Source organism: Polaribacter sp. MED152 (genome assembly GCF_000152945.2).
GTDB lineage: Bacteria > Bacteroidota > Bacteroidia > Flavobacteriales > Flavobacteriaceae > Polaribacter.
In genome coordinates this window covers 1,825,836-1,842,147 of record NC_020830.1, presented here as the reverse complement: position 1 = coordinate 1,842,147, position 16,312 = coordinate 1,825,836, and the positions used below count along the sequence as shown (strand labels likewise).

Here is a 16,312-nt window from a genome sequence, read left to right as displayed (position 1 = left end):
AGATTAATTACCAAAAACACTTTTTTTAGCTTTTTTCATAATTTTATTATATTCTTCATAAGAGACCCTTTTACCCCCTTTGGGTTCTTGTACATTTACTTTCTCTTTAGGGTTTAATATAATTTTAGTGGCTTTAAAAATTATTTTTCCTATTTCTAATTCTAAAATCAAACCTGGTAAGCCATATTCTCCTTTAGGTCCATAATTAATAGGAATTGCAGGAGTGTACCAAGCAATTACTTTACCATTACTTCTTGTTGCTTTGTAAGATTTATAACCATTTATTATTTTAGATTCTTGAGTCAATTTCCATTCTAAATATTTATTATCAAAAATAAAACACTCGCCTAATGCTTCGCAATTTTTTATTAAATACGTTTTTGTATGCTCATTGTAATAATACTCATTTGAGCCACCAGCACTTATTTTTTGATATCTTTGACCTAAATTATGTATATCTGTACTTAATTTATCTTCAACAATAAATAAACCTTCACCTTTAGAAAAGGTTAATTTGGATTTTATTGGAGTTGTATATAAATAAACCTTATCTAATGACTCAAGAACACTTTCTCTTTGATTTTTTATTTTCTTTCTTTTGTTAGTTAAATAATCGTCTAATTTTTTACTACTTATAGTTGATTCATAGTTAATAAATCCTGATATGCTATTTTGACTTGATAAATTTGATATTAAGCAGAAGAAAAATAAAAAGAAATTTAATTTTAGTTGTTTCATAAATATATTTTAAAATGCCTAGAGAAAATTCTCTAGACATTAAATTTAATGGTTAAAAAAATTAGCATCTAGCATCTACACATGAACTATAATATTCTGCCCACTTAGTCATTAATTCACCACCTGCACCTCTATCTTCTTGGTCTTCTGATAATTCTAAAGCCCAATACCTCGCATCTGCATTACACTCACTTCTACAACCAAAATCTTCAACTACTTCAATAGTTTCTGTTGTTGGTTAAGTTATTTCTTCGTTAGAAGTATTCGCATTCATAATAGTTCCTGTTGCAAAAACAAAAATTATTGCTAAAATTAATTTTTTCATAATATAAAATTTTTAACCCAAACGTTAATTGGGATTTTTTGATTTAAAAAATATTTTGAGTTTTATATGAGTCAACAAGTTTAAAATTCTCTAAAAACTTGTAGAAAAAGGTTTACTTTTGCAACACTTCCTCTGTTTGTTATTGTTTATTTACATAGGCAATGGTTTTAAGTGATACATTTATTTGCAAGATTTTTATATTTCTTATTTCCGCAAGCGGAGGTTTTTTTAGGTTAATAATATTTTGTTTTTATTAGTGTTCAATTGCACTAAAAATTTATGTACCAGTAAAAAAAGTGATTTAATTTAGTGTAATTATTACAATGGGAGAAGTTGTAAGAATTGAGCAATTTTCTTCTAATTTAATAAAGTTAGAGTTTTTCTACAAAAAATTTAATTCCTATTTTGGACTACCCATTTATGGGGATACACCCTTATCCCCATAAATGGGTAGTCCAAATTGGAAATTACTGTATCAAACTTTTAACTTATTTTTGAGCTATTGTTAGGAATAAAAAGAAGGATTACAAAAATAATGGGGGAGAAAGCTAAAGAAAAAGAAATAGAAAAATCTGAGTTAAATAGGCAATTAGTTTTAAAGAAAATAGTAGATAGGCGCAAAGAGTTAGGTTTAACTCAATGGGATATATCTGAACAACTTAACTTAACATACAGTGGCTATTTTAAGGTAGAAACAGGTAAGACTAAGTTAGATGTTTATAGGCTCTTTGAAATTTTAGATACGCTTAATATAACACCTAAGGAATTCTTTGAAGATTTTGAGCAATAAAACAAAACCCAAAATGATTTTTCATTTTGGGTTTATTAGATTGTTTTCTAAAATTTTAGAAATTTAAATGAGTTAATAACCTTGTTCTTAAACTGAGGCTTTCATTAATTCTCTATTCATTCTTGCAATGTTGTCTAAAGAAATTCCTTTAGGGCACTCAACTTCACATGCACCTGTATTTGTACAGTTTCCAAAACCTTCTAAGTCCATTTGAGCAACCATATTTCTAACTCTGTCTGCTGCTTCTACTTGTCCTTGAGGTAATAAAGCATATTGAGATACTTTTGCACCTACAAATAACATTGCAGAACTATTTTTACAAGTTGCTACACAAGCACCACAACCAATACAGGTTGCTGCATCCATTGCTGTATCTGCTGCTTCCTTTTTAATTGGTATTGCATTTGCATCTTGAGTATTACCAGAGGTATTTACAGAGATGTAACCTCCTGCATGTTGTATTCTATCAAAAGCAGAACGATCTACTGCTAAATCTTTGATTACAGGAAAGGCTGCAGCTCTCCAAGGTTCTATAGTAATAGTATCGCCATCTTTGAACATACGCATGTGTAATTGGCAGGTAGTAACACCTCTATCTGGTCCATGTGCTTCACCATTAATATACATAGAGCACATACCACAGATACCTTCTCTACAATCATGGTCAAAAGCAACTGGTTCTTCACCAGAGTTTACCAATTGTTCGTTCAAAACATCCATCATTTCTAAAAAAGACATGTGTTCTGAAATTTCAGTAACTTTATAATCAACCATTTTACCTTTGGTTGAAGCATCTTTTTGACGCCAAATTTTAAGTGTTAAATTCATTCTATCTTTTTTATTTATAACTTCTTTCTTTTACTTCTATATTCTCATACTCTAAAGGCTCTTTGTGTAAAACAGCATCTTTAGGTTCTCCTTTATATTCCCAAGCAGAAACAAATTGGAATTCTTTTAAACGTTTTGCTTCTCCTTCTTCTGTTTGATATTCTTCTCTGAAGTGTCCTCCTGCAGATTCTTCTCTTTCTAAAGCATCTTTAGCAAATAGCTCTCCTAACTCTAAGAAATCTGCAACTCTACCAGCTTTAGCCAATTGCTCATTAAATTCTGTATCTGTACCAGGTACATTTACATTTTGCCAGAAATCTTTTCTTAAATCTGAAATTTCTTGAATTGCAGTTTTTAAACCTTCTGCGTTTCTAGACATTCCACATTTGTCCCACATAATTTTTCCTAATTTCTTGTGGTAGTAATCTACAGAGTGCGTTCCTTTATTATTTACAAAGAATTCAATTCTTTCTCTTACTTCTTTTTCTGCAGCCTCAAATTCTGGAGTTTCTGTAGATATTTTACCTGTTCTAATATCATCAGCTAAATAATCTCCAATAGTATATGGCAGTACAAAATAACCATCTGCTAAACCTTGCATTAGTGCAGATGCTCCTAATCTGTTTGCACCATGATCTGAGAAGTTGGCTTCACCAATTGCATAACAACCAGGAATTGTTGTCATTAAGTTATAATCAACCCAAACACCACCCATTGTATAATGCACAGCTGGGTAAATCATCATTGGTGTTTCGTATGGATTTTCATCTACAATTTTCTCATACATTTGAAATAGGTTACCATATTTGGCTTTTACAATTTCTTGACCTAATTCTTTTATTTTAGCATCTGTAGGATTTACAATACCTTGAATTTTTGCTTGTTCTGTACCATACCTGACAAAAGATGATGCAAAGTCTAAGTATACAGCTTCACCTGTAGCATTTACTCCATAACCAGCATCACAACGCTCTTTTGCAGCTCTAGAAGCAACATCTCTTGGTACTAAGTTACCAAAAGCAGGATATCTTCTTTCTAAATAGTAATCTCTTTCGTCTTCAGATAATTCTGTAGGTTTTTTCTTTCCTTCACGAATTAATTTTACATCTTCTAAATTTTTTGGTACCCAAATTCTACCATCATTTCTTAATGATTCTGACATTAAGGTTAATTTAGATTGATAGTCTCCAGAACGTGGAATACATGTTGGGTGTATTTGTGTATAACAAGGGTTTGCAAAATATGCTCCTTTTTTATGCACTTTCCAACTTGCAGTTACGTTAGAACCCATTGCATTTGTAGATAAGAAATATACGTTACCATAACCACCAGATGCTATTACAACTGCATGTGCTGAATGACGCTCTATTTCTCCTGTAACTAAGTTACGTGCAATAATTCCTCTTGCTTTACCATCAACAATAACAACGTCTAACATTTCATGTCTGTTAAACATTTCTATTTTACCACGTGCTATTTGTCTGTTCATTGCAGAGTATGCACCTAATAATAATTGCTGACCAGTTTGCCCTTTTGCGTAGAAAGTTCTAGATACTAAAACCCCACCAAAAGAACGGTTGTCTAACAAACCACCATAATCACGTGCAAAAGGTACACCTTGTGCAACACATTGATCTATAATGTTTGCAGAAACTTCTGCTAATCTATATACGTTTGCTTCACGAGATCTGTAATCTCCACCTTTAACAGTATCATAAAATAATCTGTAGGTAGAGTCTCCATCTCCTTGATAGTTTTTTGCTGCGTTAATACCTCCTTGAGCTGCAATTGAGTGCGCTCTTCTTGGAGAATCTTGATACGCAAATGCTTTTACATTGTAGCCTAATTCTGCTAAAGTTGCAGAAGCAGAACCACCTGCTAAACCTGTACCTACAACAATAACATCTATATGACGCTTGTTTGCTGGGTTTACCAAGTTTATGTGATTTTTATATTCAGTCCATTTATCTTTAATTGGACCCTTTGGTACTTTTGAATCTAAAGCCATAGTTATTTAAGATTAATGGTTATGATTTAAATGATGATAAAGCGCAATAATTATAAAGCCTAAAGGCACTATAATAGCATAAACTTTTCCTAATACGCCTAATTTTTTACGTAAAGATGCTGCACCTACAGATTGAAATGCTGAGGTAAAACCGTGTGCTAAGTGTAAACCTAAAAATACAAAAGCAATACAGTAACCAGCAACTCTAATTGGGTTTACAAACTTTTCTTGTAACTCATGGTAATATCTAAATTCGCCATTATGCAAACCAGACCAATCACCTTGAATAAATTTTGTATTGATTTCTGGAAACCAAAAATCGATAAAGTGCAAAATTATAAATGCTAAAATAGCTGCACCAGACCAAATCATGTTTCTACTCATCCAACTAGAATTGGCAGAACCATTGTTTTGTGCGTAAGATACATTTCTTGCATTTCTGTTTTGAATTTCTAAGATGAAACCCATTATAAAGTGAAATACAACACCAAAAATTAAGATTGGCTGTAAAGCAAATTGTACAACTGGATTTGTACCCATAAAATGTGAAACTTCATTAAATAAATCTGCACTAAATACAGACATCATATTTATTGATAGATGCTGTAAAAGGAAAACCATTAAGAAGAATGCAGAAAGTGCCATAGACACTTTTTTACCTATTGAAGATTTGAAAAATCCGCTCATTTTTTTAAATTAGTTAATAATTATATACAAAAATAAGGCTTAAACAAATGCATAGCAAAGAAATTATAACGTTTTCGCTAGTATTTAGAATAGTTTTAAATAAATCTTAAGTTTTAGGGTTAGAAGCAATTAGGCATTTGTTGTTTTTCCATTTTCCTTTTAAACTTTTTGGTGAAATAACAATACCCTCACAAGTTAAAAAATTACCTTTTGAATCTTTCTTGATAATTTTCATTTTACCACTTTTTATTGCATTAATTATTCTAATAATTAATTCTTTCTGCGATACTTTTTCGTCTTTAACAACTAGTGCCAAACCTTGTTCATTGTTATGCAAATCCATTATAGAAGATATTTCATCAGGTACACTACCATCTTCTAGTTTTCTTTTTTTAAAGGTTTTGTAGTTTTCTCTTTCATGTGCTTTACCTAACGAACGTGCAGCCGATTTTCCTAACTCCTGTCTTAAACGTGCCATCCAAAAAGCATGTCTAAAAGCATCAACTTGGCCTCCTGAAGCGTCTTTGTCTAAGACATTCGTCTTTTTAATAGAGTCTGAAACTTTATTTGCTTCTTCAGAAATTCTAAATGCCTTTTTAGCCTTAAAAGGATGAAAAATTACCCAGACTTTTTTTGGTGTAGAAAGCTCAAAAAAACCAGTGTATTTCGATTGCGCATTTGAAATACTTACAAGACTAAAAAATAATAGAAATAGTGTTTTTTTCATAAATATTTGTCATAAAAAAAGGGACTTTTAAAGCCCCTTTTTTACAATTATTTTATTTCGAAACTGCTTGTTTCATCATCAATTTTAATAGTGTACTTACCTTTTGGTAGATAGTTTACGCCATTTTGTGCAGCTCTAATTTTCGAATTTTTATTTGCTTTCTCATAAGTTTTTAATCCTTTCTTAGAAAAAGTTAAGTCAAAATCTACTTCATTATAACCCTTAGAAGAAGCTATTTCCATTTCGTTTACTTTTGCATCTCCATGGTAAATGGCAAGTGTACTTTTTCTGTTTGCATTAGCATAAAAAGGAATGGTAATTTCTGGTTCATAAGCATCTCTCCACTGACTCCAAGAACGACCCCAGTTTCTGTTTTTTCTAATGTTATTTACTTTGAAAATGTGAGTAGATTTAGCAATTACATCAGAATTCATGTTTTGTAAGGCAGAAATATCTGCTTTGTATAAACTACGCCCATGAGTGGCAACAATTAAATGCTTTGCAGTTGGCTGTATTACCAAATCGTGCACTGCAACATTTGGTAAGTTATTACTAAATGCTTCCCAAGATGTACCTTGATTAAAAGAAATATACAAACCATTATCTGTACCTAAATACAGTATATTTTCGTTTTCTGGATCTTCTTTAATCACATTTACAGCAGAAGTTGGTATGTTTTTACCAATGTTTGTCCAACTTTGTCCATAATCATTAGACATGTAAACATAAGTTGTAAAATCATCAAATCTATAACCGTTTAAAGTTGCGTAAACACGCTCTTTTTTATGTGCAGATGCTATAACTCTAGACACCCATAAATTTTGGGGTAAGTTATTAGAAATACGTGTCCAATTTCCACCTCCGTTTTTGGTAAGGTTGATGTAACCATCATCTGAACCAACATAAATTAATCCGAATTGAAACGGACTTTCTGAAATTGAGGTTAAAGTACCATAAGCTACATTACCTTTTTTACCACCTGTGGTTAAATCGTCAGAAATCGTTTCCCAATCATCACCCTGATTTAAAGATCTGTGTAATTTATTACCTCCTAAATATAAAATATCTTGATTGTGTTTTGACAATAAAATTGGTGTTTGCCAATTAAATCGATAAGGAGTTTCACCTAATGTGTGCTTTGGCTGAATATAAGTTTGCTTGCCTTTTTCTCTATCAATTCTAAAATAATTTCCAAATTGATAACCTGTATACACAATATTTTGATTTCTTTCATCAACTTGTACTTGCATACCATCTCCACCCATAATTGATTCGTAAGGATTTTGACCTGATTGTTGCCAACGTTTATCTACCCTTGCATTATTCGCAGCTACCCAAACACCATTGTCTTGTAAACCACCATAAACTTTATAATTCTTTTGAGTGTCTGCATATACAGAGTAGAATTGTCCAACTGCAGGATCATTTAATTTAATCCAGCTTGCACCATCATCATAAGAAAGGTTTAAACCACCATCATTACCATTTAAAATATGACCAGATTTTTTTGGATTTACCCATAATGCTTGATGATCTGAATGCACATTTTCTTTACTAATTGAGGTAAAGGTTTTACCACCATCTTTCGATTTAATGATAGGTACACCCAAAACATAGATTGCTTTTTCATCTTGCAAGTCAACACGTATTTCACCAAAATAATAACCGTAAGAACTGTAAACACCATCTAAGAAATTATTGTGTGTTTTTTTCCAAGATTTTCCTCCATTGGTAGTTTTAAATACTTCTGCACCTACAACTTGAGTATCAAACAACATAGCATTTGCGTCTTCTAAGTAACTAGCTAAATCTGCTGGTTTTACTGTACCAACTCTAACCATTTGTTTTACATTTTCTGCTCTGTACTTTTCTTGAAAACCGTTATTTTTTAAAAATGTATTTATTTTTTTATCGTCTAATTTTAAAAATTCTGCATTAGACATTGTTTTAAAATCTTCTTTGGTAAGTGCATCAGAAGCTTTTCTTGCAGCGCCTTTTGGTCTTCTAAATTGGCTGTCATGCAAAGCATATACTGTGTTTTCATTAAACACAGCTAAACCAATTCTACCCACTCCATTTCCTGTAGGAAAACCAGAATTGTCTGAAACTTTAGTCCAGGTATTACCTGCATCTGTACTTTTATAAATGGCAGAATTAGAGCCATCACCATCAAAGTTCCAGGCTTTACGTTCTCTTTCCCAAGATGCAGCATACATAGTATTAAAATTTTCTGGTGCAAATGCTACATCAATAATACCAGTATCATTATTTACAAATAGCGTTTTTGCCCAAGTTTTACCACCATCTGTAGTTTTAAAAATTCCTCTTTCTGCATTTGAAGAATACAAATGACCTATAACACCAACCACAACTTCGTTAACATTATTTGGATTTATAACTATTCTACTAACATGATGAGAATCTGTTAAACCCATATTTTGCCAAGTTTTACCTTGGTCTGTAGATTTTAATAAACCAATACCTGCATAACTAGATCTAGAAGAGTTTTTTTCTCCTGTACCTACCCAAATTGTACCTGAGTTCCAGTCTACAGCAATATCACCAATATTTTGTGTTGGAGAATTGTCTAAAATTGGAGTAAATGTGGTACCATTATTATTTGTATACCATAAACCACCTGAAGCATAACCCACATAAAATTCTGTAGTATTGTTAGGGTTTACAGCTAAATCTGCAACTCTACCACTCATTACTGTTGGCCCAATATTTGTAAAACTTACATTTTTAACTAAAGAATTTTGAGCTAGTTGTTCTTTAATTTTTAGAGATTCAGCCACTTTAGAAGCGCTTGTTGCGCTTTGCTGGCCAAAACATAAAAATGAGGTTGATAAGAAGAAAAAAAAGATAAATTTTTTCATAATAGTTAGGTTATTTGTTGATGTTGAATTGCGATTAATATTGCTAATTATTGAATTAATTTACTAAAATATTGGTTTTAAAATATATCCTTTAGTAAAATATTGTTAATTTTTTTTATTTTAGCTAGAAATCAATTAAACAATAAAAAATTATTATTATGGGTATTTTGTACACAATTATCATTGGTGCCATTTGTGGTTATATAGCTGATGTTTTAATGAGAGACAATGGGTTTGGTCTTATTGTTAATATTATTATAGGTATTGCAGGAAGTTTTGTAGGTGACTGGCTTTATGGAGAATTGGGTATAAAATTAAACATTAATCCTTATTGGTTAGAAGATATTGTTGTTGGTGCAACAGGTGCAATTATTATTTTATTTTTAGTAGGAGTTCTTAGAGGAACTAGGGCTAGAAGAAGGTAATTTTTATGATAAAAATATAAATAAAAAGATGCTGTTAAGCATCTTTTTTTATTTGATATTCTATTTATGAAATATGCACCTAATAATTGCGTTTAGTAGAGTAATCAGTGTACCTTTGTAGCAATTTAGAACCAACAACAACTAGTTGTTTCTTAAACAACAACTATGTCATTTAAATCATTAGGCTTATCAGATGCTTTTGTAAAAGCAGTGGAAGAAAAAGGATATACAAAGCCATCTCCAATACAAGAAAAAGCAATACCTCATATCTTAGAAGGTAAAGATGTGTTAGCTTCTGCACAAACAGGTACAGGTAAAACAGCAGGTTTTACACTACCAGTTTTGCAATATTTATCAGAAACGAAACACCCAAAATATAGGCCAATTAGAGCTTTGGTTTTAACACCAACTAGAGAATTGGCTGCTCAAGTGCATGATAATGTTAGAGAATATAGCAAATATGTAAATATAAAATCTGCAGTGGTTTTTGGAGGTGTAAAAGCAGCTTCTCAAATTGCAACCTTAAAAAGGGGTGTAGATATACTAGTGGCAACACCAGGAAGATTACTTGATTTACATGACCAAAAAGCAGTTTCATTTAAACGAATTGACGTTTTTATCTTAGATGAAGCAGACAGAATGTTAGATATGGGTTTTGTTAGAGACATTAACAAAATTATTAGTTATATGCCTGCAAAACGTCAAAACTTGATGTTTTCTGCTACGTTTTCTAAAGAAATTAAAAAGCTAGCTAGTGGTATTCTAAAAAATCCTGTAGAAGTAGAAACTGCACCCCAAAATTCTACCGCTAAAAAAGTATCGCATAAAGTTTATCAAATTGATAAAAAGAAGAAAACTGAATTCACAATAAAGTTGATTAAAGACAATAATTGGAATCAGGTTTTAATTTTTACAAGAACCAAACATGGAGCAAATAGATTAACTCAGAATTTAATTAAATCTAAAATTTCTGCAGCAGCTATTCATGGTAATAAAAGTCAGGGTGCTAGAACAAAAGCGTTAAAAAACTTTAAAGACAATACCATTAAAGTTTTGGTGGCTACAGATATTGCAGCTCGTGGTTTAGACATACCTTTATTGCCTTATGTAATAAATTATGAGTTGCCAAATGTACCCGAAGATTATGTACATAGAATTGGTAGAACTGGTAGAGCAGGTGCAAAAGGTGAAGCCATTTCATTAGTTTGTAGTGAAGAAACAGAATATCAAAAAGAAATTGAAAAATTATTGAATGAGAAATTAACATCGATAGTTGTAGAAGGTTTTGAACCTACAGATACAGCAGCTCCAAAAAGAGCAGCTTCTCAAAGTAAAGGTTCATTTAACAAAAAGAAAAAAACTACACAAGGCAAATCAGATACACCTAAAAAAGCGAAAAGAACTAACAATTATAAGCGAAGAAAACCCGCAAATAATTCAGGAAGAGGTAGAAGTGGTGCAGCCAAAAGTAAACGAAACTAGCACTCTTTTTTTGAGTTTTTAATTGCTACATTTGTGTACTAAAATTTAAGTACGCATGAAATACAACCCAATAAATTCAGAACTTTTTATAAAAAATCGTAAAAATTTTATGGCTCAAATGAAGCCTAAAAGTATTGCTATTTTTAACTCAAATGATATTTATCCTATAAGTGCAGATAGCACAATGCCTTTTGAACAACACAGAGATATTTTTTATTTAAGTGGTGTAGATCAAGAGGAAAGTGTGTTAATGTTATTTCCTGATTGTCCTAATGAAGATTTAAGAGAAGTATTATTTGTTAGAGAAACAAATGAACATATTGCTGTTTGGGAAGGTGAAAAACTAACGAAAGAAGCAGCTACAAAAACAAGCGGAATTCAAACTATTTTCTGGTTGCAAGACTTAGAAAAAACCTTGTTTGAAATGTCTACTTACGCAGATACTTTTTACATAAATACCAACGAACATTATAGAGCTTCTGTAGAAACCGAAACACGTGAAGACCGATTTACAAAATGGTTATTGGCTAAATATCCTGCACATTCTGTTGCAAAAAGTAACCCTATTTTACAAGATTTAAGAGCTGTAAAAGATGGTATTGAATTAGAGCTAATGCAACATGCTTGCAACATCACAGAAAAAGGGTTCAGGCGAATTCTAAATTTCGTAAAACCAGGTGTTTGGGAGTATGAAATTGAAGCAGAATTATTGCATGAATTTGTAAGAAATAGATCTAAAGGCTTTGCCTATACACCAATTATAGCATCTGGTAACAATGCAAATGTTTTGCATTATATAGAGAACAATCAGCAATGTAAAAGTGGCGATTTAATTTTGTTTGATATAGCAGCAGAATACGCCAATTATAAGAGCGATTTATCTAGAACCATACCAGTTTCTGGTAAATTTTCTAAAAGGCAAAAAGAAGTTTACAATGCTGTAAATTATGTAAAAAACGAAGCTACAAAACTATTAGTACCTGGCACTATTTGGAAAGATTATCATGTTGAGGTTGGTAAAATTATGACCTCTGAGTTATTAAAATTAGGTTTATTAGATAAAGCTGATGTTCAAAATGAAGATCCAAAATGGCCTGCTTATAAAAAATATTTTATGCATGGCACAAGTCATCATATAGGTTTAGATACTCACGATTATGGTTTGCTACATAAACCAATGACAGCAAATATGGTTTTTACAGTAGAACCAGGAATTTACATTCCAGAAGAAGGTTTTGGAATCCGTTTAGAAGATGATGTTGTTATACAAGAAAAAGGAGAACCTTTTAATTTAATGCGAAACATACCTATTGAAGCAGATGAGATTGAAGATTTAATGAATTAAATTCAATTAAAAAATTTAAAAAAAGGCAAGTAATTATTACTTGCCTTTTTTATTGTTTTATCTTTTTAACCTACCAGTAGTATTACCTTCTAAAATGCTAATTACTTCTTCTTCATTAGCATAATTTACATCACCCAAATACGTGTGTTTTATAGCACAAGCAGCAGATGCAAATTGTATGGCTTTAAAATCATCGAACTTTTGTAAACCATGAATTAAGCCAGCTGCAAATGCATCACCTGTTCCAATTCTGTCTACAACATGGGTAATGTCTATATCTTCAGTTTCTCTAAATTCAATTCCATTCCACATTCTCGCTCTTATTTTATGCCAAGAAGAATTAATAGATGTTCTAATCTTATCAAAAACTTTTTCTATTGATGGATATGTTTCCATTAACTGCTTACTAGCTGCTATAAAATCTTCATTAGAGTAAGTATATTCAGTTTCTAAAAGTTCATTTATTTCATTAATTCCGCCTATAAAAATGGTTGAATATTCAATCATTTCTGATAAAATTTCTCTAGGATTTTCTCCATATTTCCATAAACCACTTCTATAAGTAGGATCTGCAGAAACTTGTAAGCCTTTTTTACGCGCTAGTTTTAAACCTTCTAATAAAGTTTGCTGACTACCTTTGTTTAAGGCAGGTGTAATCCCTGTCCAATGAAACCATTTGCCATTTTCTAACGATTTTTCCCAATCAACCATTTCTGGTTTTATTTCAGAAAAAGAGGAGTGAGATCTGTTATAAGAAATAGAACTTGGTCTAATAACTGCACCTACTTCTAAAAAGTAAACACCCAAAGGTCTGCTAGAACGTACAATTGCAGTGGTGTCAAGGTCAAATTTATTCAAATATGATATTGCTGTGTTACCAATAAAATCATCAGAAATACAAGAGATGTGTTTTACTTTTCCTCCAAAATTGGCAATTGAAATTCCTACATTTACTTCTGTACCTCCAAAATAAAACTCTACGTTGTTAGATTGAATAAATTTTTTGTTTCCTCTTGGCGAAATACGCATTAATACTTCACCAAAGGTGATAATCTGGTTCATGATTTTTCTAAATTTAAAAGTAAATTTAGAATATTAAAAAGGCTTATGCAAGAGAATTAATGAAACCAATAGTTTCATTATTAAATACTTCTGGTTGTTCTACGTTTACAACATGTCCACAATTGTTAATTACAAAAAGAGAACTTGTAGTGTGTTTATTCACAATATTTTTAATAGATGGCAAAAATAAATGATCCTCTGCACCCATAACATATAAAGTAGGAATCTTTATATCTTTTGCTCTAAAGAAGCGCAATAAAGGATTTATTTCAGAGGTTAATTTAAACCATCGTATAAATTCTTTTTGATATAGTTTTTTAGCTTCGTTTACAAAAAGACTTCTCGATTTTTTATGATTTTTTCTAGGCATTATAATAAATGCAAAGAATTTATAGAGTAGCATGTAAGGTACTACAGATTTAAAGATAACACCCAATTTCATTAAGATTTGAGAACGAGTGTTTAACTTAATAATAGCACCACCCATTACCATACTTTGTACTAAATCTGGTTTTTTTTCTGCAAGATTCCTAATTAAAATAGTACCTAAAGAAATACCAATGAAATGAGATTTTTCAATTTTTAAATGATCTATTACCTCTACAATATCATTGGTAATAGAATCAAAAGTATATTTTGGATTAAAAGTGTCTTTTAAAGTAGGCTTGCTATTTCCATGCCCTCTTAAATCTAAAATGAGTACATTAAATTGCTTTTTAAAATCTCGTATTTGTTTAAACCAAATAGAACTGCTACCTCCTGCACCATGTACAAAGGTTACCCATTCTTTAGATGTGTTATGTGGATAAAGATAATAGTTTAACAAAGCCCCAATTTAAAGTAGCTAATTTACAGTATTTTGAATTGCTAAAAGTTATATTTCTATTAAATGATAAAATTTAAGCTTGTAATTTATCTTTTTCAGACTTAAAAGTGCTAAGATTTAAAATTGCAAAAGTAAATAAAGCAGGTAAAACCCAGCCCAAACTATTTTCTGCTAAAGGAATAATACTTTTTATACCAGTTAAGTTTTCTCTAGGAATGATAAAGCCTAAAAAATCTGGAATGCTAAAAATGAAAGTTACAAGAATTACACCCCTGAACACTAATTTAGAAGCAAATTTATTTGGCACAATGTTTAGTAAAATTAGCATTATAGTTATTGGGTACAAAAACATTAAAGCAGGTACTGCAAGTGTTATAATAAAGTCTACTTGATAGCTGCCAACAAAAATGCCAATTAACGAAGCAATTGCAGCTGTAATTAAATAAGCTTTTTGAGAATTGTTGCAAATACCCTTAACATAATCTGCAGAACCTGTTACAATACCAACTGCAGTTGTAAAGCATGCCAAAGCAACCAATACACTTAAAAAAGTTGTTCCAAAATTACCTAATGTTTGTGTGCTTAAACTGGTTAAAATTTCGGTTCTAGAAGCATTTTCTGCAAACGTACTCGCAAATAAAGATCCTCCTAAAATAAGACCACCATAAATTAGTAATAAGCCTGTACCAGCAATAAAACCAGCTTTTCTAATAAGCTTTCTTTTAGCTTCGAAAGTAGTGTGAGAACTATAGTTTAATGAAATGATAATTACAGCACCTACAACAACACCTCCAATAGCATCAAAAGTTTGGTAACCTTCCAATAAACCATCTACAAAAGGAGTATTAAAAGTAGAAGCAGATAAACTTGCTGGTGATGTAAAAATGGCAATACCAATAATAATTAATAAAATAATAACAATAATAGGCGTTAAGAATTTTCCTATTAAACCTATAACTCTAGACCTGTTAATGGCAAAAATAAAAACAAGTACAAAGTAAATGATACTTGTAAATAGTGTTGATGTGTCAAAAAAAGGTTGCACAGTCATTTCATGCGTAACTGCTGCAGTTCTAGGAGAAGGAATTGCAATGGCAATACTATAAATCAATAAACAATAAATTGTACTAAATACTGGTGATACTTTTTTACCAAAATCATATAAAGTACCCTGTAATTTTGCGTGAGCAAAAATGGCTAAAATAGGTATGGTAACAGCTGTAGTAACAAAGCCCAAAACAACAATCCACCAGTCTAAACCTGCTTTGGCACCTAAAGTTGGTGGTAGAATTAAATTTCCTGCTCCAAAAAAAAGTGAAAAGAGTGCAAAACCAGCAATCCAGATTTCTTTTGTTTTGTTCATGTTTTGGTTAATTTAGAAGTGGAAATATACATATTTTTGTGTGATGCAAAAATCGATAACTTTTAAAAAAATAAATATTTCTTTTTCTGATGTTGGTAAAGGAACTGCTATTGTTTTGATTCATGGTTTTTTAGAAAATAAAACCATGTGGAAATATATAGCACCAAGTCTATCACAAAGAAATAGAGTTATTTCTATAGATTTATTAGGACATGGAGATACAGCATGTTTGGGTTATGTGCATAGTTTAGAATTATTTGCAGAAGCTATAGAAGCTGTTTTAAAATACCTAAAATTGAGAAGGTACTTTATTGTTGGTCATTCTTTAGGAGGGTATGTGGCATTGACATTGGCAGATAGAAACCCTGATGCCATAAAAGGCTTATGCTTATTAAATTCAACTTCTAATGAAGATGATGAAGAGCGAAAAGCACTAAGAATTCGTGCTAATAAAATGGTACAAAACAATTTTGAAAACCTGGTTCGTATGTCTTTTGTAAATTTATTTACAGAAACCAGTAGAAATGCATTTCGTGAGGAAATTAATTTAGCCTTAAAGGAAGCCTTAAAAACACCTATTCAGGGTTATATAGCAGCAAATGAAGGTATGCGTTTAAGGCCAAACCAAAACCATGTGTTGGCCAACAATAGCTTTAAAAAATTAATAATTGCTGGTAAAAAAGATCCTGTTTTGAGTTATGAAAAATCTGTAGAAGAAGCTTCAGTAACAAAAACAGAATTAAAAACTTTGACTAATGGACATATGAGTCACATAGAGAATCTAGAAGAATTGCAAGATCTTTTGAAAGAATTTGTTAAATAAATGT

14 protein-coding genes are annotated in these 16,312 nt (G+C 31.2%); 5 read left to right on the top strand and 9 right to left on the bottom strand.

All coding sequences use genetic code 11. The annotated features are described in order from the left end of the window. Positions 1 to 3: 3 nt before the first annotated feature. Positions 4 to 738, bottom strand: coding sequence for a GLPGLI family protein (locus tag MED152_RS08090; protein ID WP_015481376.1), 735 nt, complete (start codon positions 736 to 738; stop codon positions 4 to 6). An 827-nt stretch (positions 739 to 1,565) separates the two neighbouring features. On the opposite strand from MED152_RS08090, the gene MED152_RS08085 reads away from it, so the two are divergent. Further along, entirely contained in the window at positions 1,566 to 1,853 is a 288-nt protein-coding gene (locus tag MED152_RS08085) for a helix-turn-helix domain-containing protein (protein ID WP_041383500.1), read from the top strand. Positions 1,854 to 1,940: 87 nt separating this feature from the next. On the opposite strand, the gene MED152_RS08080 is transcribed toward MED152_RS08085, so the two are convergent. From MED152_RS08080 to MED152_RS08060, 5 genes are all read right to left on the bottom strand, one after another. Beyond that, positions 1,941 to 2,681 (bottom strand): succinate dehydrogenase/fumarate reductase iron-sulfur subunit, encoded by a 741-nt coding sequence (locus tag MED152_RS08080; protein ID WP_015481374.1) that lies wholly within the window; start codon positions 2,679 to 2,681, stop codon positions 1,941 to 1,943. A 10-nt stretch (positions 2,682 to 2,691) separates the two neighbouring features. After that, positions 2,692 to 4,689 (bottom strand): fumarate reductase/succinate dehydrogenase flavoprotein subunit, encoded by a 1,998-nt coding sequence (locus tag MED152_RS08075; RefSeq protein WP_015481373.1) that lies wholly within the window; start codon positions 4,687 to 4,689, stop codon positions 2,692 to 2,694. Positions 4,690 to 4,701: 12 nt separating this feature from the next. Then, positions 4,702 to 5,376 carry a succinate dehydrogenase cytochrome b subunit gene (locus MED152_RS08070; RefSeq protein ID WP_041383497.1) on the bottom strand — a complete coding sequence of 225 codons (675 nt, stop codon included), beginning with the start codon at positions 5,374 to 5,376 and terminating at the stop codon, positions 4,702 to 4,704. A 106-nt stretch (positions 5,377 to 5,482) separates the two neighbouring features. Then, positions 5,483 to 6,103 (bottom strand): hypothetical protein, encoded by a 621-nt coding sequence (locus MED152_RS08065; RefSeq protein ID WP_015481371.1) that lies wholly within the window; start codon positions 6,101 to 6,103, stop codon positions 5,483 to 5,485. 47 nt (positions 6,104 to 6,150) lie between these two features. Beyond that, entirely contained in the window at positions 6,151 to 8,982 is a 2,832-nt protein-coding gene (locus tag MED152_RS08060) for a glycosyl hydrolase (RefSeq protein WP_015481370.1), read from the bottom strand. Between the two features lie 158 nt (positions 8,983 to 9,140). On the opposite strand from MED152_RS08060, the gene MED152_RS08055 reads away from it, so the two are divergent. The 3 genes from MED152_RS08055 (at position 9,141) to MED152_RS08045 (ending at position 12,234) form a co-directional block, all read left to right on the top strand. Next, positions 9,141 to 9,407, top strand: coding sequence for a GlsB/YeaQ/YmgE family stress response membrane protein (locus MED152_RS08055; RefSeq protein ID WP_015481369.1), 267 nt, complete (start codon positions 9,141 to 9,143; stop codon positions 9,405 to 9,407). A gap of 165 nt (positions 9,408 to 9,572) precedes the next feature. Continuing rightward, a complete protein-coding gene (locus MED152_RS08050) occupies positions 9,573 to 10,889 on the top strand; it encodes a DEAD/DEAH box helicase (RefSeq protein ID WP_015481368.1) in 1,317 nt (438 codons plus the stop codon). Positions 10,890 to 10,944: 55 nt separating this feature from the next. Next, a complete protein-coding gene (locus MED152_RS08045; RefSeq protein WP_015481367.1) occupies positions 10,945 to 12,234 on the top strand; it encodes an aminopeptidase P family protein in 1,290 nt (429 codons plus the stop codon). 57 nt (positions 12,235 to 12,291) lie between these two features. Here MED152_RS08045 and MED152_RS08040 read toward each other — a convergent pair whose 3' ends face one another. From MED152_RS08040 to brnQ, 3 genes are all read right to left on the bottom strand, one after another. Further along, a complete protein-coding gene (locus MED152_RS08040; RefSeq protein ID WP_015481366.1) occupies positions 12,292 to 13,296 on the bottom strand; it encodes a sugar kinase in 1,005 nt (334 codons plus the stop codon). 43 nt (positions 13,297 to 13,339) lie between these two features. Further along, complete coding sequence (locus tag MED152_RS08035) at positions 13,340 to 14,122, bottom strand: alpha/beta fold hydrolase (protein ID WP_015481365.1); 783 nt, start codon at positions 14,120 to 14,122, stop codon at positions 13,340 to 13,342. A 73-nt stretch (positions 14,123 to 14,195) separates the two neighbouring features. After that, the gene (brnQ, locus tag MED152_RS08030; protein WP_015481364.1) at positions 14,196 to 15,485 is read right to left on the bottom strand and encodes a branched-chain amino acid transport system II carrier protein; all 1,290 of its coding nucleotides are present in this window, start codon (positions 15,483 to 15,485) and stop codon (positions 14,196 to 14,198) included. A gap of 43 nt (positions 15,486 to 15,528) precedes the next feature. On the opposite strand from brnQ, the gene MED152_RS08025 reads away from it, so the two are divergent. Next, positions 15,529 to 16,308: an alpha/beta fold hydrolase gene (locus MED152_RS08025; RefSeq protein ID WP_015481363.1), complete on the top strand. Its 780-nt coding sequence runs from the start codon at positions 15,529 to 15,531 to the stop codon at positions 16,306 to 16,308. Positions 16,309 to 16,312: the final 4 nt, after the last annotated feature.